The following is a 23,865-nucleotide window of genomic DNA, read 5'->3' on the forward strand; positions in this document are numbered from 1 at the left end:
GTGGTTCGCCGGGGTGGGGGGCCGCACGGACGGCGCCGAACTGCTGCTGTGCCTGCCACCTGCCGGTGCCGGCCCGAGCGGTTTCCGCGACTGGCCGGCGTACCTGCCCGCCGCGATCGAGATGCAGGCGTTGGCGCTGCCCGGCCGGGAGGCGCGGATCGGCGAGCCGCCGGAGTTCACCCTCGATCAGGTGGTCGACGCGGTGTGGCAGCGCGCCGACCGGCCGTTCTCGATGTACGGGCACAGCCTCGGCGGCCTGCTCGCCTTCGAGGTGGTCCGCGAGTTGCGTCGGCGTCGGGGTCCGATGCCGCGCCGGCTCTACCTCGGGGCGACCCGGCCACCGCACCTGCCCGAGACACTGGCCGAACTGGCCGACGCGCCGGAGCCGGAGCTGCTGGCCCGCGTCGCCGCCATGGATGGGCTGCCCGACTTCGTACGCGTGAACCGCGAGTTGCTCGACCTTTTCGTACCGGTCCTCCGGGCCGACCTGCGGTGGTTGCGCCGGTACGCGTACCGCGAGGAGGAGCCGCTGCCGGTGCCGCTGGTGTGCCTCGCCGGGCGCGACGACGTCGACGCGGGGCCGAGCCAGATGCGGGAGTGGGCCCGGCACACCACAAAGGAGTTCGTCCTGCATTCCGTCGACAGCGGACACATGTTCCTTCAGGACCGGGCACCCGAGGTCGCCGCGCTCGTCGCCGCCGACGTGCTGGGGGCCGCGGAGACCGGTCGCGCCGTCCCGTCGGGTGCGCCGGCCCGTCATCCGGCGCCGGCGGACCATCTCGTGCCGCTCGGCGACGGGGGATGGACGGTATGGCGCGAGGCGGTCCTGCGCGCCGCCGGATTCCCCGCCGAGGACGTGCTGCGCCTGTCCGCACCCGAACTGGCCGCCGTTGCCGACGCTCATCTCGACGGCGCGGCGACCGAGGAGCGGCTGCTCGCCGTCCTCTCCAGCACGGTCGGCGCCACCAGCGAGGTGATCTACGACCTGGCCGGTGATCCACGCTTCCGCGAGGCGGTGACCTGGCAGAACCTCAACGCCCTGGTCGCGCTCGATGCGGTGCGCCGGGGTGGGCCGGACGAACGCAGCCACGTCAAGCGCCGCGCCCGGGAGCAGGTCATCGGGCGCTACTGGCAGCGGTACGCCGCGAAGAACGACACCATCGGGTTCTTCGGGCCGATCTGCTGGATCGGCATCTCGGCGACCGACGCCACCACGGTCGTCCCCGGCCCGGCACTGACCCGCGAGCGGATGGTGACCTTCGAGTGGCGGGCGTTGTCCGCCTTCGGTGACCGGCTCGCCGCCGACCCGGCGGTACGGCGTTGGCTGCCCGCGGGTCTGCACGTGCACCTCTGGCGCGACGGCGACCGGCGGGTTCTGCGGCCGGCGGCGCCGCCGGTGGAACTCTCCCCGGCCGAAGCCGCCGTCGTCGACCTGCTCGACGGGCGGCGTCCCGTCACCGAGGTGGCGGCGGAACTCGTGGCGCGGGAGCCCGAGCGGGGGTCGGGACTGCGCAAGGCCGACGACGTCCACCTGGTGCTCGACCAACTCGTCGAGCGGGGACTGGTGTGGTGGGGTTGCGACCTGCCGTTGGACGCGGGCGCGGAGGCGCGGCTGGCGGAGCTGATCGAGGGCATCGGCGACCAGGACGTCCGGGCGGTGGTCGCGGCCGACTTCGCCCGACTCCGCGCCGCTCGGGACGTGGTCGCGGACGCCGCCGGCGATCCCGATCGACTGCGTGCCGCGCTGGATCTGCTGCACGCCGAGTTCGTCGCGGTGACCGGCGCGCCGGCCCTGCACCGGGCGGGCGAGACGTACGCCGGCCGGGCGGTCTGTTTCGAGGACACCGTCCGTGACCTCGACGTCGAACTGGGCGCGTCGGTGCTCAGTGGCTTCGCCGCCCCGCTCGGCGTACTTCTCCAGGTGGCGCGCTGGCTGACCGTCGAACTGGCCGACGCCTACGGCGCCGCCTTCCGGGGCCTGCACGAGGAACTCGCGGCGGAGCTCGGTACCGCCGAGGTGCCCTTCGCCGAGCTGTGGTATCTGGCCCAGGGCCTGCTGTTCGGTACGGGTGACCGGCCGGTCGACGCGGTGTCGGCCGAGCTGGCCGCGCGCTTCGCCGCCCTCGCCGGCCTCGACGACGTTCCGGCGGGCACCAGCGTGGTGCGGCTGCGCGCGGAGGACCTGGCCGCGCGAATCGCCGAGGTGTTCCCGGCGAGCGGTCCGGGCTGGTCGGCGGGGCGGATCCACAGCCCCGACCTGCAGTTCTGCGCGGACAGCGTGGCGGCGCTGACCCGCGGCGACTGCCTCGCCGTCCTCGGCGAGCTGCACGCGGCGTGGTCCACGCTGGACAGCGGGGTGTTCGTCTCCGGCCACGAGGCACCCGACCGGCTGCGCGAATGGCTCGCCACCGATCTCGGCGCCGGCCGGGTACGGCTGCTGTTCCCCTCGTCGTCGCCGAGACTCACCGCCCGGGTCGGTTTCCGGCTGCACCACCACACCGACACCCGGCTCGGGTTCCTTCCCGCGCCGGGGGCCGACGCCCGGCTCGTGCCGATCACCGCACTGCGGGTCCGCGACGTGGCCGGCGAGCTGGTCGTGGACGGCCCCGGCCGGCCCCCGATACCGCTGGTGGAGATGTTCAGCGAGCTGCTGTCGATGCACGCGTCGGAGGCGTTCAAGCTGGTCAGCACGGCGGCGCACACACCCCGGATCATGATCGATCGGCTGGTGGTGGTCCGGGAGAGCTGGCGGACGACGGCCGACGAGTGCGGGCTGGCCGACGCCACCGGCAGCCTCGGGCGCTACCTCGCGGTCCGGCGTTGGCGCCGGACGCTCAATCTGCCCGAACAGGTCTACGTGAAGCTCGCGACCGAGATCAAGCCCTGTTACGTGGACCTGTCCAGCCCGCTGTTCGCCTCGTCGCTGTGCGCGATGGTGCGGGCCGCGCGGCAGCGCGCCGGTGGCGGGGTCGCGCTCGTCGTGAGCGAGGCGCTGCCCGGGCCGCACCAGGCCTGGGTTCCCGACGCCCACGGTCGCCGATACCAGTCCGAGCTGCGGTTGCAGGTGGTCGACCCGGCGCGGCCCCGCACCTGGGGAGAGAGCCAGTGACGAACAGCGAGATCTCCGGCGAGCGGCTGCCATATCCGGAGCGCACCCTGGCGGACCTGATCCTGTCGACCGCCGCCCGGCGCGGTGACGCGGTCGCCGTGCGGCAGTGGGACGAGGTGCTCAGCTACGCCGAGCTCGCCGAACGGGCGACGGTACTCGCCGTGCGGCTGCGCCGGCTCGGCGTCGGGCCGGAGACGCCGGTGGGCATCTGCGCGGAGCGCCGGCCGTACCTGTTGGTCGCGGTGCTCGGCGTGCTCCTCGCCGGCGGCTGCTACGTACCGCTGGATCGCGGGCATCCGTGGCGGCGGCGGGCCGAGATCGTGGCCGACGCGGGCATCAAGGTCGTGGTGGCGGACCAGGCCGGCCGGGACGCGCTGTCCGACGTGGCGGTGACGCTGGTCGACGTCCCGGCGGCAGCCGTGGAGCGCGCCGCGACCGCCCCGGCGCCGGTGGGCCCGGCGTCCTGCCCGGCCGTGCCGGACAACGCCGCGTACGTGCTCTACACGTCCGGCTCCACCGGCCGGCCGAAGGGCGTGGTGGTCAGCCACCGCAGCGTGGTCGCCCACGTCACCGCGTTCGGCGCCCACACCGGGGCCGACGAACGGACCCGCGCCTTCGGCTTCGCGTCGCTGGGCTTCGACGCCTCCGTGCAGGACCTGTTCATCCCGTTGGTGGCGGGCGGCGAGATCGCGCTGGTTCCCGACGCCGACCGGGTGGACCCGGCGCGGCTGCAACGCTTCGCCGAGGCGCACGAGGTCACCTGGGGATGCCTGCCGGCGGCGCTGCTGCCGCTGCTGGAACCGGCGGAGCTGCCGCACTGGCGTACGGTCTTCACCGGCGTGGAGGCGCCCGATCCGGCGCAGGTGGAGCGGTGGGCCGGACCGGCCGACCGCTCGGTACGCCGGTTCTCCAACGGTTACGGCCCGACCGAGGCCACCGTCTGCGTCACCAGCTTCACCGCGACCGGCCACTGGGACCGGCCGTTGCCGATGGGCCGCCCGCTGCCCAACCATCGGATCCACCTGGTGGACCAGCACGGTGAGCAGGTGCCTCCCGGCACGCCCGGCGAGGTGTTGATCGGCGGTGTCGGGGTGGCCCGTGGCTACCTCGGCCGGCCCGGCGTGACCGCGGAACGGTTCGTGCCCGACCCGTACTCCGCCGAGCCCGGGGCGCGGCTGTACCGTACCGGCGACCGTGCCGTCCAGCTGCCCGACGGCGAGCTGCTGTTCCTCGGCCGGACCGACCGGCAGGTCAAGATCCGCGGCCAGCGGGTGGAACTCGGCGAGATCGAGCACGTCGTGTGTGCACATGCGGGGGTACGGGAGGCGGCGGTCGTCGCGGTGGGGCCGGACACCCGCCCGGAACTTGTCGCGGTGCTCGTGCCGGCCGGCGAACCGTCCGACGACGACGTGCTGGCGTACCTGCGACGGCGCCTGCCGGACGTGATGGTGCCGCGCCGCGTCGTCCAGGTTCCCGCGCTGCCACTGAACACCGCCGGCAAACGTGACGCGGCCCGGCTGCGCGAGATCGCGACCGCCGGTGCGGGGGACCAGCCGGCGACACCGGGTGACGCCGGTGCGGCCAGCGACCTCGATATCGTCGTCGCCGACGTGTGGGGACGCATACTCGGCGCCCCCGCCGGCCCGGACGACGACTTCTTCGCCGCCGGCGGCGACTCGCTGACCGCGATGCGACTGGTCGCCACGCTCCGCGCCGAGCTGGGCCGGGAAGTCGCGGTTGAGGACGTGTTCGACGCCCGTACGCTGGGCGTTCTCGCCGCCCGGGTGGCCGCCACGGCGCCGCTCACCGAGCCCGAGCTGACCGTGGGCCATCCGCCGACGCTCTCGCCGGCGCAACGCCGGCTGTGGTTCCTCGACCAGCTCGCGCCCGACTCCGCCGCGTACAACACCGCGATGGCGGAGCGGCTGCGCGGCCCGCTCGACCCGGCCACGCTCCGCGCCGCGTTGACCGCGGTCGTCCACCGGCACGACGTGCTGCGCTGGCGCATCACCCGGGTGGCCGGCGCCCCGCACGTGACCTGTGACCCGCCGGGCGACGTCCCGCTGCCGGTCGTCGACCTGTCCGCCCTGGACGCGGACCGGCGCGAGGCCGAGCTGCGCGCGGGACTTCAGGCGGGTGCGGCGACCCGGTTCGACCTGGCGACCGGTCCCGTGTGGCGGGCACGGCTGTACCGGCTCGCCGACGACGAGCACGTGTTCGCGATGGCGTTCCACCACGCGGTCTTCGACGGCTGGTCGCAGGCGGTTTTCTACGACCAGCTCGGCGCCGCCTACGCGGCGGCCCTGGCCGGCGACTCGGCGGGCGACTCCGCCGCTGCCGTCCTCGGTTCCCTGCCTGCCGGCTACGCCGACTACGCGGTGTGGCGTACCGCCCGTGATCGGGCTCGGGGCGAGCAGGATCTCGCCTGGTGGAAGGAGCACCTGGCGGGTGCCCCGACCGTGCTGGAGCTGCCCGCGGACCGGGTCCGCCCGGCCACCCAGACGTATCGCGGGGCGTTCGCCACCACCTCGTTCCCGCCCGAGGTCGACACCCGGGTACGCGGGCTCGCCGCGTCGCTCGGCACGACGTCGGCCACGGTGCTGCTCGCCGCCTTCGGCGAGGTGCTGCGGCGGCTGACCGGCGGGGCCGACCACGTCGTCGGCGCGGTCGTCGCCGACCGTCGGCTGGCCGCCGTCGCCGACCTCGTCGGTTTCTTCGTCGACATCGTCCCGGTCCGCCTGCGTACGGACCCGGCGGGCACCTTCGCCGATCACGTGCGCGGGTGCCGGCAGGAGCTGCTCGACGTGCTGGCCCACCCGAACGCGCCGCTGGAGCGGATCGTCCAGGCGCTGGCGGTGCCGCGCGACACGACCCGCTCGCCCCTGGTGCAGGTGCTGTTCAACGTGTTCAACTTCGCCGAGCCGGCGCTCGACCTGCCGAAGATCACCACGGAGCGGGTGCCCGCCGGCCTGCCGGGATCCCCCTTCGACCTCACCGTCTATCTGGTCGAGCGGGGCGGCGTACTGGCGCTCGACGCGGTCTACAACCCGGATCTGTTCGCGGCGGAGCGGATCGCCGCGCTCCTCGACGGCTACCTGGAGCTGCTCGACCTGCTCGCCGCCGGGCCGGAGTCGCCGATCGGTGTGATCGGCGACCACGGGACGGACGACGAAACCGCCGCGGCTTCCGCCGCCGGCAGCGTCGGTGGCGCGCTGTGGCGGGCGGCGCGGGATGCGGTCCAGGCGACGGGTGCGCCGCACCGGCCACCGGAGCCCGACTCCGGCGCCGTGCCCGCCGGGCCGTCACCGTCCGGCGCGGCAGCGGCTCCGACCGGGGTCACCGAGGAACTGGTCGCCCGGGTGTGGCGGGAGGCCCTGGACGCGCCGCGGGTCCAGGCCACCGACAACTTCTTCGACATCGGCGGGCACAGCCTCGCGATGGCCGTGGTCCAGCACCGGCTGGCCGAGGCGCTCGGGCGGGAGATCCCGCTGGTGGACCTGTTCCGCTACCCGAACGTGCGGGCCCTCGCCGCCTACCTGGACGGTGCGGCCGGCGTGGACGGGATCGACCTGGCCGTACAGCGGGCGACCACCCGCCGGGAACGGACCCGCGGCCGGCGCGAGGCCAGGGCGGCGAATCGAGTGAGGGGGGCAAACAATGCCGATTGAGGAGCCGCAGTCCTACGGCGTCGAGCCGATCGCCGTGGTGGGCATGGCGTGCCGGGTACCGGGGGCGAAGGACGTCAACGAGTTCTGGCACAACCTGGTGGCCGGGGTCGAGTCGGTCACCTGGTTCGACCGGGCGCACCAGCTCGCCCTCGGCGTGCCGGAGCACGAGGTCGACGATCCCCACTTCGTGCCCGCCGCACCGGTTCTCGACGAGTACGACGCGTTCGACGCGCCGCTGTTCGGCCTCAGCGCCCGCGACGCCCAGGTGGCCGATCCGCAGCATCGGCTCTTCCTGGAGCTGGCGCACAGCGCGCTCGAGCACGCGGGCTACGACCCGTTCGCCGGCGGGCGGTCCGTCGGTGTCTACGCGGGCACCGGCGGCGAGACGTACGCCTACGAACATCTGCGCCCGAGCGGTGCGGGCGAGTTCCACATGGACCTGTCGATGTGGAACTTTCCCGACTATGTGGCGACGCTGACCTCGTACAAGTTGAACCTGCACGGGCCGAGCCTGACGGTGCACACCGCCTGTTCGACGTCGCTGGTCGCCACCCATCTGGCCTGCGAGGCGCTGCGCGGCGGTGAGTGCGACATGGCGCTCGCCGGGGGCGTGTGCGTGGAGCTGCCGCACGGGCGCGGACACCTGGTCCTCGACGGCGGGGTGATCTCCCGGGACGGGCACTGCCGGCCGTTCGACGCGACGGCGTCGGGCACCATGTGGGGCTCGGGCGGGGGGATCGTGGTCCTCAAGCGGCTGGCCGACGCGGTCGCCGACGGCGACCACATCTACGGCGTGATCCGCGGCAACGCCATCAACAACGACGGCTCCGCCAAGGTGAGTTTCAGCGCGCCGAGCATCGACGGGCAGGCGGAGGTCGTCGCGCAGGCCGTCGAGCTGGCCGACATCGATCCCCGCACGATCACCTACGTGGAGGCGCACGGCACCGGCACCGAGGTCGGCGACCCGATCGAGCTGGCGGCGCTGCGCGAGGTGTACGCGCGGGCCAGCGGCGACCGGCAGTGGTGCGGCATCGGTTCGGTCAAGTCGAACATCGGGCACCTCAGTCAGGGCGCCGGTGTCGTCGGGCTGATCAAGACGCTGCTCGCGCTGGAGCACGGGGTGATCCCGCCGACGATCAACGTGCAGGCCGCGAACCCGGCGCTCGACCTGCCCAACAGCCCGTTCTACCTGACCACCGCGTTGACGAAGTGGGTGTCCGAGGTCGGGCCGCGCCGGGCCGGGGTGAGTTCGTTCGGGTTCGGCGGCACCAACGCCCACCTCGTGGTCGAGGAGGCGCCGGCGGTCGTCCGCGTCCCGGGTCCGGAGCCGATCCGGCCGGCGCAGGTGCTGACCGTCTCGGCGAGGACGGAGACGGGACTGGCCACCGGGGTCGCACGGCTCGCCGACGAGCTGCGTACGCGTCCCGATCTCGACCTCGCCGACGTGGCGTACACGCTCTGGGTCGGCCGTACCGCGCACCCGCACCGCGCCGCGGTGGTGGCGACCGATCCGGCCGACGCCGCCGCCGCGCTCACCGACCCGAAGCGGCGCCACACCGGCCTGGCCGCCGACGGTCAGCGGCTGGTGTTCCTCTTCTCCGGCCAGGGCGCGCAACATCCCGGCATGGGCGCGGAACTCTACGCCGTCGAGCCGGTCTTCCGGGCCGCCGTGGACGAGTGCGTACGGCTGCTGCGGGGCCACCTCGACCGCGACCTGCTCGACGTGATCCTCGGCCGGGAGCCGGACGCCGCCGAACTGCTCGGCCGGACCGAGTACACCCAACCCGCCCTGTTCACCGTGGAGTACGCGCTGGCCGCGCTCTGGGCGTCCTGGGGCGTGCGTCCCGCGGCGATGCTGGGCCACTCCATCGGCGAGTACGTCGCCGCGACCCTCGCCGGCGTGTTCGCGCTGCCGGACGCGCTGAGTCTGGTGGCCGCCCGGGGCCGGTTGATGGCGTCGGTGCCGGCGGGCGCGATGCTCGCCGTGTCGCGCGGCGTGGACGAGATCGCCGCGATGCTGCCGGCCGGGCTCGACGTCGCCACGGTCAACGGCCCGGGGATCTGTGTGGTGGCGGGCCCGTCCGCGCTGGTCGAGGAGTTTGGCGCGCGGCTGCGCTCCACGGGCGTGAACGCCAAGGCGCTGCGCACCTCGCACGCGTTCCACTCGGCGATGATGGAACCGATCCTCGACGCGTTCCGAGAGCGGGTCGCCGCCACCCCGCGCCAGGCCCCGACGGTGCCGTTCCTGTCCAACCGCACCGGCGACTGGATCACGGCGGAGCAGGCGACCGATCCGGACTACTGGGTGCGGCACCTGCGCGAGCCGGTGCGTTTCGGTGACGCGGTGGCCCGCCTGGTCGCCGAGGACCGATGGACGTTCGTCGAGTGCGGGCCGGGTCGCCAGCTCGCCTCGCTGGTCCGGATGCAGCTGCCGCGCACCGCGCCACCGCCGCTGACCAGCCTCCCCGCGCCGGGTGAGCGGCTGGGCGACTGCACGACCCTGTACACGGCCGCCGCCCGGCTGTGGACGCGGGGAGTCCCGCTCGACCGGGGGCGGTTCGCCGGAGCGGAGCGGAACATCGCTGGTCAGGAGCACACCGCACCGGCGCGCCGGCGGCTCGCGCTGCCCGGCTACCCGTACGAGCGGCGCCGCCACTGGGTCGAGCGGGGCACGCCCACCTCGGTCCCACCCCGTCCGCGCCGCGCGGTGGTGCCGATCGACGAGTGGTTCACCGTACCGGCATGGCGGGTCCGCCCGCTCGACGCCGTACCGGCCGCCGGGCCTGCCACCGGGCCGTGGCTGGTGTTCACCGACGGCGAGGGCGTCGCCGACCCGTTGCGCGAGCGCGGGATCGAGGTGGTGGAGGTACGGCCCGGCACCGACTACGCCCGTGACGGTTCCGGTTTCCGGGTCCGGCCCGGACACCCGGCCGACTACGGTCGGCTCTTCGGTGAGCTGGCCGCCGACGGCGGGACGCCCGAGCGGGTGGTGCACGCCTGGACCGCCGGCGCCGTACCGGCCGGGCGTGACCCGGAGGCCGCCTGGCGGGCCCAGGATCTCGGGTTCTTCAGCCTGCTGCACCTGGTCCAGGCGCTCGCCGCCGCGCCGGGACCGATCCGGCTCGACGTCGTGACCTCGGGTGCGGTCGACGTGACCGGCGCCGGCCTCAGCCGTCCCGAACACGCCACGGTCGCCGGCATCGCCAAGGTCGTCCCCCGGGAACTGCCCGCCCTCACGGTGCGGCACATCGACGCGGACCGGCCCGCGGCGGCGGTCACCGAGCTGCTGCACGGCGCGGACGAGGAGTTGGTGGCGCTGCGCGGACGGCGCCGCTGGGTGCCCGACCACCAGCCGGTGACGGTGCCGGCCGGCCCCTCACCGGCCCTCGTGGAGCAGGGCGTCTACCTCGTCACCGGCGGGCTGGGCGGCATCGGCATCACGGTCGCCGAGGATCTCGCCCGGCGGACCGAAGCCCGTCTGGTGCTGGTGTCCCGTGGCGGGCTGCCGCCCCGGGAGGAGTGGGCCGCGCACGACGGCGTACCCGGCCGGGTGGGTCGGGCTGTCGCGGCCATCCGACGCATGGAGGAGGCCGGGGCGGAGGTCCTGGTCTGCGCCGCGGACGTGGCGAGCGTCGACGATCTGCGGCGGGTCCGCGCCGAGGCGCTGAGCCGGTTCGGCCGTGTCGACGGTCTCATCCACGCGGCGGGCCTGCCCGGTGGCGGAATGGCCGAGGTGAAGGAGCGCGCGGCGGCGGAGGAGGTGCTGGCGCCGAAGCTGCGTGGCACGCTCGCGCTCCAGCGGGTCTTCGGCGACCTCGACCTCGACTTCGTCGTGCTGTGCTCCTCGGTCACCGCGTTGACCGGGGGATTCGGGCAGGTGGACTACTGTGCCGCCAACGCCTTCCTCGACGCGTACGCGCAGAGCGACCATGGCTGGCGAGGCCGGGTGGTCGCGGTCAACTGGGGTGCCTGGCGTGAGGTCGGCATGGCGGCGGAGACCGTCGTGCCGGCCGCGTTCGCCCGGATGCTCGGCGCGGGCGCCGCCGTCGTGGACCACCCCGTCCTGGTCCGACGGCAGGCCGGCGAGGACGGTGACGCGGTCCTGTCCGGTCCGGTGTCGCCACGTACCCACTGGCTGCTGGACCAACACCGGCTCGGCGGCGTACCGATGGTGCCCGGCACCGGTTACCTGGAACTGGTCCGGGCGGCGTTCGCGGCCACGGTCCCCGCACCCGCCCCGGGAGGCGCCGTCGAGCTGCGCGACGTCACCCTGCTGCAGCCGCTGACGGTGGCCGACGGGGACCAGGTCGCGGTGCGGGTCACCGTCTCCGACGGGCGCCCCGGGCCCGAGGTCGAGGTGGCGAGCGAGGGCGCGGCCGGGACGCTGGTCCACGCCCGCGGCCAGGCCGCGTGGGTGGCCGGCGCACCGCCGGTGCGGGATATCGCCGCCGTGCGCGCCCGCTGCGCCCAGGAGCGGGTGTACGACCCGGAGACGGAGCGCGGTGGTTCGGCGCTGCGGTACGGACCCCGGTGGCGTTGCCTGCGCCGGGTCGGCCTGGCGGCGGCCACCGGCTCCGGGCCGGTGGAGGCGCTGCTGGAGTTGGCGGTGCCGGAGCCGGTCCGCGCGGAGCTGTCCCGCTGGCCGCTGCACCCGGCGGTCCTCGACGAGGCGGTCTCCTTCGGGTGGCTCGGCGACGCGCGCGGCTACCTGCCGTTCGGGTACGGGCGGGTGCGGGTGTGGGGGCCGCTGCCGGAACGGCTGTTCAGCCATGTCGTGCCTCGCTCGTACGACCAGGACGAGCTGGTCGCCGACGTGACGCTGCTCGACGAGACCGGCCGGGTGGTCGTGGAGGTCGGCGAGTTCACGCTGCGCCGGGTCGACGCCACCGCGCTGACCGACTCCGCCCGTACGGCGGCGCCGGCGGGCACGGCGGCGCGGGACGACGGGCCGGGTATCCGGCCGGCGGACGGTGTCGAGGCGCTGCACCGGCTGCTCGCCGCCGACCTCGGGCCGCAGGTCGTGGTCTCGGCCCGGTCGCTCGACGAGGCGCTGCACGCCGCCCGGGAGCTGACCGTGGACGCCGTCGAGGCGCAGCCCGACCAGGCCCGGCCGCAGGAGCGTCCCGCCGGCACCGACTACGTGGCTCCGCGCGGTGAGCTGGAGGCGGCCCTGGCACAGGTGTGGGGCCGGGTGCTCGGTGTGGACCAGGTCGGCGCGGAGGACGACTTCTTCGAACTGGGTGGCAACTCGCTGGTCGCGGTGCAGCTCATCGGGCAGGTCAGGACCGCGCTCGGGGTGAAGCTCCCGATGCGCAGCCTCTTCGCGGCGCCCACCGTGGCCGCCATGGCGGAGCTGGTGTCCAGGACGGACGACAAGCCGGACCCGCCCGCCGGGTCCACGGCCGCGCCCACGACGATTCCGCGACTGGCCAGGCCCGGCCGATGAGCGAGGAGCAGAGGACCCCGGTGCCGGACGACGACTGGGTGGTGCCCGCCTCGTACGGGCAGGAGCGGCTGTGGTTCGTCGACCAGGTCGAGCCGAACTCACCCGCCTTCAACATCATCACCTCGGTGCACCTGCCGTACCCGCTCTCCGCCGGGGAGATCGTGGGCGCGTTCCGGGAGGTGGTGTCCCGGCACGAGGCGTTGCGGACGTCGTTGCGGGCGGTGGACGGTGAGCCGCGCCAGGTCGTGCACGGCAGCGTCGCGGTCGAGGTGGCCGAGGTCGACCTGCGGGGTCAGCCGCCGGAGGCGTTGACCGCCCGCTACGACGCGGAGGCCGTACGGCCGATTCCGTTGGACGCGCCACCGCTGTGGCGGGCGACGCTGGTGCGGCTGGCCGAGGCGGAGTGGCGGTTCGTCTTCGTGGCCCACCACGCCATCTTCGACGGGGCCTCGATTCCGAACCTGCGGACCGAGCTGACCGAGCTGTGCCGGTCGGCCGTGGACGGCAGCCCGGCGCGCCTACCCGAGCTGGCGATCCAGTACCCCGACTTCGCCGCCTGGCAGCGCGATCAGCTCAGCGGCGACGCGTTGGCGGCGCACCTGCGCCACTGGCGGGCGGCGCTGGACGGCGCGCCGTTCGTGCACACGCTGCCGACCGACCGGCCCCGGCCGGCGCGCGGGCCCGCCCCCGGCGCGGATGTCGCCGTCGACCTTCCCGACGGGCTCGCCGCCGCGGTGGCCGAGTTGGCCCGGCGCCTCCGCGCCACCCCGTTCATGCTCTTCCTCGCCGCGTACGCGACCCTCGTGCACCGGCTGTCGGGCGATCGGGAGGTGGTGGTCGGCGTACCGGTCGGCGGACGGGAGCTGCCCGAGGTGCAGCCCCTGATCGGCATGTTCGTGAACACGCTCGTGCTCCGCCTCGACCTGTCCGGCGATCCCAGCTTCGCGGCGCTGGTCGACCGGGTGCGTGGGCGGCTGGGGGAGGAGTGGGAGTTCCAGGACACGCCGTTCCAGAAGGTCGTCGAGGCGGTCGCGCCGCGCCGGGACCCCAGCGTGCCGCCGCTGTACCAGCTCGGCTTCAACTATCTGCCGGACGTCGGCACCGGCACGGGCAACGGGGTGGCCCGCGACGACCTGATGCTCGGCGTGACCGACCGGTACGTCCGGCTGGAGTACCACGCCACGCTCTTCACCGAGGAAACCGCCCGTACGCTGGTCGCCCGCTATCTGCGGCTGCTGTCGGCAGCGGTCCGGGCGCCGGAGACGCCGCTCTGGTCGCTGCCGCTGCTCGACCCGGCCGAGCGGACCCGGTTGGACGCGTGGGAGCGGGCCGACGGCACGCCGGTCGTCGACCGGGCCGGGCAGCCGGTGCCGGTGGGTGTGGTGGGGGAGCTGCCCACCGGGGAACTCGGCCTGCGGCGGCCGGACGGCACGGTGGAGGCGTTGGGGCCGTCGGCCCACCGGCCGCTGCTGAACGTGCTGCGCTGGCGGCAGCGGATCGAGGCGGCGCTGCGGGCCGCGCCCGGCGTCGCGGACGCCGCGACGGCCGTACGCGAGACGCCCACCGGTCCCCGGCTGGTCGGATACGTCGCCCGACCCGTGGGTGACCTGGCCAAGGTACGGGCGGCGCTCGCCGAGATGCTGCCGGCCCACCTCACGCCCGACCTCGTTCACGTGTCGGCCCTGCCGCGCGCCGTGGACGGCGGGATCGACCTCGTCGCCCTCGCGGCGGACCCGTTGCCCGCCGGGCCGCCCCGCGACGGCGCACCTTCGGTCGAGGAACCGGCACCGGTCGATCAGGCGGTGCCGAGCACCGCCACCGAGCGGGCGATCGCCGAGATCTGGGCGGAGGTGCTCGGGGTTGCCTCGGCACACCTCGACGACGACTTCTACGCCGTCGGTGGGCACTCCATGCTCGCGGTACGACTGGTGGCCCGGCTGCGCCGGCTCACCGCCGGCCGGAGCCGACAGATCGGGGTCATGGACGTCGTCACCTGCCGGACGATCCGCCGGCTGGCGGCGCTCGTCGACGGTGCGCAGGACGGTGGCCGCCAGCTCCTGCACGAGCTGACCCCGCCCGGGGACCGGGTCGTCTCCTACGTCTGTGTGCCGTACGGCGGCGGCAGCGCCGCGGTCTACCAGACGTTGGCCGACGCCCTGCCACCCGGACACGCGCTCTACGCCCTCGCCATCCCCGGTCACGACGTGGGGCTCGACGAGGCGGCGCTGCCCTTCGACGAGCTGATCGACGCCTGCCTGGCGGAGATCCTGGACCGGGTGCCGGGCCCGGTCGTCCTGTACGGACACTGCGGGGTCGGTGGCGCGCTCGCCGTGGCGCTGGCCCGCCGGCTGGAGGCGGCCGGCCGGCCGGTCGACGCGCTGTACCTCGGGGCGGTGTTCCCGGCCGCGCGGGCCAAGGGCGTGCTGAGCAAGGTGTTGCGCCGGCTCGACGGGCTGGCGAGCAACCGGGTCTACGCCAACTGGCTGACCGGTATGGGCGTCGACCTGTCGGAGCTGGAGCCGGCCCAGGCCGACCGGATCGTGGCGAACATGCGCCGCGACGGCGAGGCCGCGGAGGAGTATTTCACCGGCCTGCTCGCCGAGCCCGGTCCGCGCCTGCGCGCACCGGTGATCTCGGTGGTCGGGGAACGTGACCGGGTCACCGAGTTCTACCAGGAACGGTTCCGCGAGTGGCAGGTCGTCTCCGACACGACCGCCGTGGTGGTGATCGACGAGGCCGGACACTATTTCCTGACCCACCGTGCCGACGAACTGGCCGACATCCTGACCGGCACCCACCGGGCGATCGCGGCGGGCGGGTTCACCCGTCTCGGCGGCCCGGAGACCGGCTGGCGGGCGCACGCGGTGCACCACGACCCGGCCGCCGGCTCATTGGCGGCTGTCCCGGCCAGCGCGGGTTCATCGACGGCCGATCGAGCCGACCCTGATCCGGCGACGGCCGGAGCCGGCGCCGGTCCGCCGACGGCCGCCCCGGCCGGTGCCGCCGACAAGGCGGCCGGAGCGTCGGCCGCGCCGCGGAACCTGCGCACCTACCTGGCCATCGCCGCCGGGCAGCTCGCCTCGCTGACCGGTTCGGCGCTGACCCAGTGGGCGATCCCGGTCTGGATCTACCTGGAGACCGGCTCGTACGTTTCGTTCGCCCTCTTCGCGGCGCTCGGCATCGTGCCCACCCTGTTGGTCTCCCCGTTGGCCGGCGCGCTGGTCGACCGGCTCGACCGGCGTCGGGTGATGCTCCTGGCGGGGTTGGCGGCCGGGCTGGCCGAGCTGGCCATGGGCCTGCTGTTGTGGAGCGGGAACCTGCGGGTGTGGCACCTCTACGTGCTGGTCGTCTGCCTGACCACAGCGGCGTCGTTCCAGCGTGTCGCCTTCCTCGCCGCGACCCCTCAGCTCGTGCCGAAGGCGTATCTCGGCCACGCCAACGGCGTCAACCAGCTCGCCACCGGCTTCGCCAACCTGGTGGCGCCGCTGCTCGGCGCCGGCCTGCTGGGGCTGCTCGGGCTGGGCGGCATCGTGCTCGTCGACGTGGTGAGCTACGTGTTCGCCGTGGCCGTTCTCCTCGTCGTGCGCTTCCCGTCCACCATGGGCCGGATCCGCGACGAGCCGCTGCTGGCCGCGATTCTCGGTGGGCTGCGCTTCACCTGGGGCATTCGTGGGCTGCGCAGCATGCTGCTGTTCTTCGCCGCGCTCAACGTCTTCCTCGGCGCGGCGTTGATCATGGTGTCGCCGCTGGTCCTGGGCTTCGGTTCGCTTGCCCAGGTCGGTCAGGTCGCGTTCGCCGAGGGCGTGGGCGCGGCGCTCGGCGGGCTGGTGGTGATCGTCTGGGGCGGGCCGACCCGGCGGCGGGCGGCCGGCGTGCTCATCGCGACGGCCGCGATGTCGGCCTGCTACCTCCTCGTCGGCCTGCGTCCGGCGTTGCTCCTGGTCGCCGCCGGGCTCTTCGGTGCCGGGCTGGCCCTCTCGGTGACCCAGGGGATCTACGCCACGATCGTCCAGGTGAAGGTCCCGCAGCGGTTCCACGGCCGGGTCTTCGCGCTCAACCAGATGATCGCCTGGGGGACGCTGCCGATCGGGTACGCCGTGGTGGGCCCGCTGGGTGGACGCCTGCTCGAACCCCTGATGGCGGCCGGCGGGCCACTCGCGTCGACGGTCGGCGCGGTCATCGGAGTCGGCCCCGGGCGCGGGATCGGCCTGCTGTACCTGGCACTGGCGGTGGCCATGCTGGCGTTGACCGCGGCGGCCAGGCTCGTCCCGTCGCTCGCCCGGTTCGACCAGCAGGTGCCCGACGCACCGCCCGACGATCTCGTCGGCGTGGAGCAGCTACGCCGGCCCGAGTCGACAGAGCCGGTCTCCGACCCACCGGCCGCCCGGCTCGACGAGCTGGTCGCCGCCCAGGCGGCCCGTACGCCGTCCGCGATCGCCCTGATCAGCGGCACCGAGCGGGTGACGTACGGCGAGCTCGACGCCCGAGCCGGGCGGCTCGCCGCGGCCCTGCGGGCCCGGGGGGTCGGCCCGGAGGCGTTCGTGGCCATCGCCATCGACCGGTCGGTGGCGATGGTGGTCGCGGCGCTCGCGGTCCTCAAGGCCGGCGGCGCGTACGTCGCGCTCGATCCCGCCCAGCCGGCGGGGCGGCTGGCGTCGATCCTCGACAGCGCCCGGCCCGTGCTGCTGCTCGGCGACGGGAAGCTGGTGGACGGCGCGGCGTCCTGCCCGGTCGTGGACGAGGCGACCCTGCTCGCCGAGGCCGCGTCGTCCGCCGGGTCCGCGCCGCTCGCGTCGGCCGACGGTGGGTCGGAGCGCACCGCGTACGTCGTCTACACCTCCGGCTCCACCGGCACCCCGAAGGGGGTGCTCGCCCACCATCGGGGCATCGTCAACCATCTGCGGTACATCATGCGCGAGCACAGGGTCACCGCGGCCGACACGGTGTTGCAGATCGCCTCGCTCGCCTTCGACGCCTCGGTACGCGACCTCTTCGGCCCGCTGAGCGTCGGCGCCCGGGTGGTGCTGCTCGAACCCGACCAGGCGAAGGACCCCGCGGCGATGCTGGCGCTGATCCGTCGGCACCGGGTGACCTGCCTGCTCGCCGTCGTGCCGACCCTGCTGCGGGGCATGGCCGATCTGGCCACCGGCGCCGCGCCCTCGGTGCGGCTGGTTCTCTTCGCCGGGGAACGGTTGCACGCCGCCGACTGCGCCGCGGCGCGCCGCATCTTCGGGCCGCGGGTGTGCCTGGTGAACCAGTACGGGCCGACCGAGTGCACGATGACCACCACGTACTCGGTCCTGCCGGCGGGCGCTCCGGTGCCCGACCCGGTGCCGCTCGGTCGCCCGATCGGCGGCGCGTGGGTCCGGGTGCTGGACGACGCACTCCAGCCGGTCCCGGTCGGTGAGATCGGCGAGATATACATCGGTGGCGTCGGGGTGGCGCGGGGATATCTGCATCGGTCGGTGGAGACCGCCGCCCGGTTCCTGCCCGACCCGTTCGGCGCCGAGCCGGGTGCCCGGATGTACCGGACCGGTGACCAGGGCCGGGTGCGTGCCGATGGTGCGCTGGAGTTCCACGGCCGCATCGACGATCAGGTGAAGATCCGCGGCCAGCGCGTGGAGCCCGGCGAGATCGAAGGGTTGCTGCGTGGCCACCCCGCGGTCCGCGACGCCGCGGTGCTGTCCGACGGAGAGCCGGTCCGGCTGCTCGCCGTCGTCAGCGGTACCGAGGTCGACCTCGACGACGTCCGGGCGTACCTGCGTGCCCGGCTTCCCGACTTTCTGGTGCCGGAGCAGTTCGCGGTCCTCGACGAACTGCCGCGCACACCGAACGGCAAGATCGATCGGCGTGCGCTGGCGAGCGGGCAACCGGTCGGATCGGCCGCCCGGTGACGTCGCCGACCGCCCACCTGCGCGGTGCTCACCGGCACGCGCCGTGGGTGAGCCTGCGGTGCGCCGGCGGGCACGCCGCGTCCGACCCGGCGCTGTGGCGGTGTCCGGACTGCGAGGCCCCCTGGGAACTGGCCACCTCGCCGGAGTTCGATCCACAGGCGATCGACACCACCACGTGGTCGCTGTGGCGTTACGCGGCCATGCTGCCGGCCGTACCGCCGATCACCCTCGGCGAGGGCGGCACGCCGCTCGTGCGGGTCGCCGTGCCCGAGGGGGAGTTCCTGGCGAAGCTGGAGTTCCTGTCACCGACCGGCTCGTACAAGGACCGTGGGACCGCCGTGGTGGTCAGCCACCTGCGAGCGCTGGGCATCGAGGAGGCCGTCGAGGACTCCTCGGGTAACGCCGGTGCGTCGCTGGCGGCGTACGCGGCGGCGGCCGGGGTACGGGCCCGGGTGTTCGTACCCGCGCACGCCGGTGCGGGGAAGAAACGCCAGATGGCCGAGATGGGGGCCGAGGTCGTCGAGGTGGCGGGCGGCCGGGGCGCCGCGGCCGTCGCCTGCCGGCAGGACACCGGCGCCGCCGCGTACGCCAGTCACTGCTGGAACCCGCTCTTCCTCAGCGGGCAGTCGACCTGCGCCTGGGAGATCTGGGAGCAGCTCGGCGGCTCGGTGCCCGACGCCGTGGTCTGCCCCGTCGGGCAGGGCAACCTCTTTCTCGGGTTGGCCCGCGGGTTCGCGACGCTGCGACGGGCCGGGCTCGTGGCCGCCGTGCCGAGAATGTACGCCGTGCAGTCGGCGGCCTGCGCGCCCGTGGCGCAGGCCTGGCGAGCGGGCTGGCCGCAGCCGGTGGCGGTCGACGAGGGGGTGACGATCGCCGAGGGGATTCTGACCAGCCGTCCGGTACGCGGCGACGAGATTCTCCGGGTGCTGCGCCACACCGGCGGGGCGGCGGTCAGCGTCGCCGACGATGAGGTCCGCGCCGCGCAGCGGCATCTGCGGGGGGCCGGCCTGTCCGTCGAGCCGACGAGCGCGGTGGCCGTCGCCGCCCTGCCGCTGTTGCGTGACCAGCTCGCCGGAGCCGAGGTCGTGGTGCCGCTGACCGGCTCAGGTCTGAAGACGCTGTGAAAGCTGCGACCCCGCGGTCCGCGCGGGGCGATGGACGTGGGTGAGCGTCAGGCGAGCAGAAAGTCGCGTACGGCCCGATCGCCGACCGGGTTGCGGCCCTGGATCGAGTGTCCCATGCCCGGGACGGTGACCAGCTTGCCGTGCGGCGTCCGGGCGGCCTGCTCGACCGCCCACTCAAGTGGTGTCGAGAGGTCCCGGTCACCGTTGATCAGGAGTACGGGCATGGTCAGCCGTGGGTGCGGTGGCTGCGGGTTCGGGCGCGACGGTGGCCAGTGCCGGCAGCCTTGAACGACGCCGTGTCCGACCGCGGTCCGCGGCTCGAACGGCCACACCTGATCGGTGCGCAGCTCTCGCACCGTCTGGTCGACGGCCGGCTCCCGCTGCCCCGACGGTGTCGTCGAGTCTCCCCACGGTGCGTGGATCAGGTCCGCGCAGAGTGTCGCCAGGTGCAGGCCCGCGCTGTACTGCCCGGGGGGCGTGCCACCGCCGCCCCGCAGTTCGGCGATGGCCTCGTTGAGGGGGGCCGGATCCCCCTGGGCGGCCAGCCGCAGGAGCGCCAGCACCGGGACGAACCTCGTGCCGGTCAGTTTCGGATCGACGATGCTCGCGACCACGATCAGGTCGAATACGCCGACCCCGTTGTCGTAGCGGCGAACGACGTCGGCCAGCGCCGCCGCCGGGTCGAAACCGCAGCCCTGTTCCTGGCATGCCTGGCGCAGCGTCCACCCGGCGCGGCGCAGGCCGGCGACATACAGGGCATCGGGCCCGTCCTGCGGGACCACCGAGTCGAGCACCATCCGGCGTACCCGGTGTGGAAACGTCAGTCCGTAGTGTTGGGCGACGAACGATCCGTAGGACACCCCGTCCAGCGTCCACTGCGGTACGCCGAGCGCCCGACGCAGGTCCTCCAGGTCCGCGACGGTATCCGCCGTCGTGTAGTGGTCACGGTTCGAGCCGAGCAGGCGCGCACACTCGCGTACCGCCTCGGGCGTCGGCACGGTGACGTCGGACGAGCCCACCTCGGCCTGGAGCGGCTCGCAGGCGAGGGCGCCCGCCCCCGTGCCCCGCTGGTCGATCATGACGAGCCGGTAGTCGTCGAGAAGGTAGGAGAAGCGTTGACGAAGCCGTGGAAGCAGGCCGGCGCCCGCTTGTCCCGGCCCGCCGGTGAGCAGCAGAAGCGTGCCACGAGGTGCGGCCGCGTTGTCGGCGGTCGCGACCCGCAACCGCAGCGATCCCGGTGCGCCGCCACCGCGGTCCAGCGGCACCGTCAGGTACGAGCAGGTGAAGCCGGCACTGTCGGAACAGGGCAGCGAGCCGGTGAGCCGGGGCTCGGCCCGGAGTGCGGTTGTCGCCGCACTGGGCGTCTCGTCCTTCGGGGCGGGCCGCGTCCCGGGGCCCAGCGTGGCGCACATGACGCCGGCCACGAGGAGACCGGTCCAGCGTCCCACCCGAGCTGCCCGCACGCGATCAAGTATGGCGCGGTGTCACCCACCGCGCCGCCCGCCTTCGCGAGAGCGCTTCGTGGTCGGCAGGGGGCGGCGCCACATCGGACCCGCGTGGAGCGAGGCGGGCGCGTACGGCTTCGGTATCGGGGTGGCTGAGCTCGCGGAGGATGGCCAGGGCCGAGATCCAGCTCTGCCGGGCCTCCGTCGTACGGCCGCAAGCCTGCTCGATGTCGCCGACGCAGATGTGCGCCGTGGCTTGGTTGTACCGGTCTCCCAACTCGTGAAAGAGCCCCAATGCCTGCCGGTACGCGGCCGCGGCGTGGGGCAGGTCGCCCATCGCGCGATAGGCGTAACCGACGCTGTCCCAGGTGTCGGCCTCGCCCGCGGTGTGGCCGATACGCTGGTGCAGGTCCAGCGACCGCTGGCAGTGCTCAAGGGCGGCGGCCGGGTTGCCGAGCTGTGCGTGGCACCAGCCGAGCGCGTTGAGCGCCAGCGCCAGCCCGGCCTGGTGGCCTGCCTTCTCGTACAGAGTCAGGGCCTGCTGGGCGCACGACAGCGAGTGGTCGTACCGGCGCAAATCGGAAAGGATCACATTGAGGTTGAGGTGCACGTAGGCCTCGCCCACCTCGTCACCCAGGTCGGCGTACAACTTCAGTGCCCCGTCCAAATAGGACAGTGAGCGCTGGTGGTCGCCGAGTCGGGCGGATGCCCGGGCGAGCGATCGCAGACAACGGGCCTGTGCCGCGCGGTCGCCGAGCCGTTCGGCCGCGAGCAGCCCCGCGGTGAGCGTCTCCGTCCAGACTTCCCAATGTCCTTGCCGCTCGAAGTAGTTCCCGAGGCTCCAGGCCAGCTGCCACACGACCCGGTCGAGCCGCCGCGCGCACGCCAGCCCGAAGACCGCCAGCAGTTCGGCATGCTCGGTGACATACCAACGGAGTGCCTCGTCGTGCGAGCCGAGCGGCTCCGCGACCGCGCCCGGCACCGGCTCGGGCAGGACGATGTGGTCGCGATGCGGGTCGAGCAGGCGATCGGCGACATGCGCCGTGTGCAGGTAGTGATCCACCAACCGGTCGACGGTCCGGTCGTTGCCGGCCGGGTCGCCGCCCCCGGCAAGCTCGCGCGAATACGCCCGGAGCAGATCATGCGACGTGTACCGGTCCGGAGACTCGTGCATGACCAGGTGCGCGCGCACCAGTTCGGTCAGCAGCGCCCGAGCCCGGGCCGGCTCGATGCCGTCGAGACTTGCCGCGGCACGGGCGGAGATGGCCGCCCCGGGATGCAGGCCGAGCCGGCAGAACAGCTCTGCCGCGCCGGGACTGAGCGCCGCGTAGGACCACGAGAAGACCGCCCGCGCGTCGGTCGGTGTGTCGTCGCTGCTGAACGCGTCCAGCGGCCGTGGTGCCGAGCGCAGCTCGGATGCCAAGCGCTGCAACGGGATCTGCGGATGGGAGGCGGCCTGCGCGGCGACGAGGGCGAGAGCCAGCGGCAGCCCTGCGCAGCCGGTCACGATCTCCTCGACGGCCTGCGGCTCGGCGCGGACGCGGGCCTCGCCGAGCCGCCCGGCGAGCAGCCGCAGCGACTCCGTGTGGTCGAGCAGGCCCAGCTCCAGCGGCTGGGCTCCCTCGGCGGCTACGAGCCCGGTCAGCTTGTACCGGCTGGTGATGATGACCAGGCAGCCGGGCGATCCCGGCAGCAGTGGCCGGACATGCTCGGCGTCGCGGGCGTTGTCGAGTACCACGAGCATGCGCCGCTGGGCGAGCAGGCTGCGGTACAGGGCCGTCTTGGCCCGCAGGGTCGGCGGAACCTGCTGCGCCGCGACGCCCAGCGCGTCGAGGAAGCCATGGAGCGCCTCATCGGCCGTCGTCACCATGCCGGTGGGATCGAAGCCCTGCAGGTTTGTGTAGAGAGTGCCGTCGGGGTACCGGTCGGTGAGGCGGTGCGCCCAGTGCACGGCGAGGGTGGTCTTGCCGACCCCGGCCGTGCCCGCGATGGCCGAGACGACGATGGCCGTCGCCGGCCGCTGCCCGTCCGGCGTCAGCAGGTGGTCGAGCGCTTCCAGCTCGGCCTTCCGGCCGACAAAGCCGCGTACGTCGGGCGGCAGCTGCCGGGGCAGGGGCAGGGTCGCGGCCGCCGGCCGTGGCGGCTGAAGGAGTACCGGAGAGTCGGCCGAGCCCTCCCGATTGAGCAGCGCCCGCTGCAGCGCGACCAGCTCCGCGCCCGGGTCGAGCCCGAGCTCGTCGGCCAGGTAGCGCCGGGTGGTGTCGAAAGCGGACAGCGCACCCGCGATGTCGCCGGCCTCGTAGCGCGCGCGCATCAGCAGCGCCGCCGTCCGCTCCCGGCCGGGGTGCTGTGCCAGCAGGTCGGGCAGCGTCTTCAGCACCTGATGGTGGTGGCCGGTGGCCAGCTCGGCCTCGGCGTAAAGCTCGTGCGCCAGCAGGAACTGGTCCTTGAGGCCGGCGTTGAGCCGGGCGAACAGCGGCCCCTCGGCCGCGCCGGCCAGCAGCGGCCCACGCCAGGTCGTCAGCGCGCGGGCGATGGTGGCCGAACGGGAGGCCGGATCCGGGTCCTTCTGCGCCGCTGCCACCGCGGCCGTGAACCGGTGCAGATCCACCTGTTCCGGCGGAATGTCGATCAGGTAGCCGGAGCCCCTCGTCAGGATCACCGGGTGCTCCGCGGTGAGCCGCCCCCGCAGACGCGCGATCAGGGTCTGCAGGGCGGCGCGCGCCGACTCGGGCGGCCGATCGTTCCAGACCCGGCTGATCAGGCGGCCGGCATCGATGATCTGGCCCGTGTCCAGGGCGAGCAGGCCGAGCACGCACCGTTCCTGACGACGGCCGAGCTCGACGCGAACGCCGTCCCGGTACAGCTCGACCGCCCCGAGCAGACGGATCTCCAACAATTGATCTCACCGCCCCCCGGCCAGCATCAGCGACGATATCGCCGTGAACCGGCGGTGGCAAGAAAGTCGCGAGGTAGCGGTGTCGGGGCAATAATGCATCGAGATCGGACGATTGGCCGTTTTCTGGCGGGGTCCTCGGATCGTCATTTCGTGGGCAAGGCGTCGGAGCATCCTCGCGGCGCTCCCGTGGTGGATGGGCCGGCCGGCTGCGGTCAACCGTCCGGAGGGGACTACCCTCCGAGGTCGTGCGCCACCCGAACGGCGTACGCGCCACCCGCCG

The 23,865-nt window shown here is 74.0% G+C and carries 7 protein-coding genes; 5 read left to right on the forward strand and 2 right to left on the reverse strand.

The genetic code is table 11. From position 1 onward, the window contains the following. The first annotated feature begins 13 nt into the window (after window positions 1-13). Genes GA0070621_RS09500 through GA0070621_RS09520 form a run of 5 tightly spaced genes read left to right on the forward strand, consistent with a single transcriptional unit; the run spans window position 14 to window position 19,241 of the window. Complete coding sequence (locus GA0070621_RS09500; RefSeq protein WP_167666744.1) at window positions 14-3,109, forward strand: thioesterase domain-containing protein; 3,096 nt, start codon at window positions 14-16, stop codon at window positions 3,107-3,109. Next, window positions 3,106-6,777 carry a non-ribosomal peptide synthetase gene (locus tag GA0070621_RS09505; protein WP_091193517.1) on the forward strand — a complete coding sequence of 1,224 codons (3,672 nt, stop codon included), beginning with the start codon at window positions 3,106-3,108 and terminating at the stop codon, window positions 6,775-6,777. Before GA0070621_RS09500 ends, GA0070621_RS09505 begins: the two co-directional genes overlap by 4 nt. Further along, the gene (locus tag GA0070621_RS09510; RefSeq protein WP_091193519.1) at window positions 6,767-12,223 is read left to right on the forward strand and encodes a type I polyketide synthase; all 5,457 of its coding nucleotides are present in this window, start codon (window positions 6,767-6,769) and stop codon (window positions 12,221-12,223) included. Before GA0070621_RS09505 ends, GA0070621_RS09510 begins: the two co-directional genes overlap by 11 nt. Further along, on the forward strand, window positions 12,220-18,117 hold the full coding sequence (locus GA0070621_RS09515) for a non-ribosomal peptide synthetase (RefSeq protein ID WP_091193521.1): 5,898 nt from the start codon (window positions 12,220-12,222) through the stop codon (window positions 18,115-18,117). Before GA0070621_RS09510 ends, GA0070621_RS09515 begins: the two co-directional genes overlap by 4 nt. Next, entirely contained in the window at window positions 18,114-19,241 is a 1,128-nt protein-coding gene (locus GA0070621_RS09520) for a pyridoxal-phosphate dependent enzyme (RefSeq protein ID WP_091193524.1), read from the forward strand. The genes GA0070621_RS09515 and GA0070621_RS09520 overlap by 4 nt, the downstream gene beginning before the upstream one ends. 47 nt (window positions 19,242-19,288) lie before the next feature. On the opposite strand, the gene GA0070621_RS09525 is transcribed toward GA0070621_RS09520, so the two are convergent. Both GA0070621_RS09525 and GA0070621_RS09530 read right to left on the reverse strand, forming a co-directional pair. Then, complete coding sequence (locus tag GA0070621_RS09525; protein ID WP_157739914.1) at window positions 19,289-20,704, reverse strand: alpha/beta fold hydrolase; 1,416 nt, start codon at window positions 20,702-20,704, stop codon at window positions 19,289-19,291. 4 nt (window positions 20,705-20,708) lie between these two features. Beyond that, entirely contained in the window at window positions 20,709-23,582 is a 2,874-nt protein-coding gene (locus GA0070621_RS09530) for an AfsR/SARP family transcriptional regulator (protein WP_167666745.1), read from the reverse strand. Window positions 23,583-23,865 lie beyond the last annotated feature (283 nt).

Source organism: Micromonospora narathiwatensis (genome assembly GCF_900089605.1).
Taxonomy (GTDB): Bacteria; Actinomycetota; Actinomycetes; order Mycobacteriales; family Micromonosporaceae; genus Micromonospora; species Micromonospora narathiwatensis.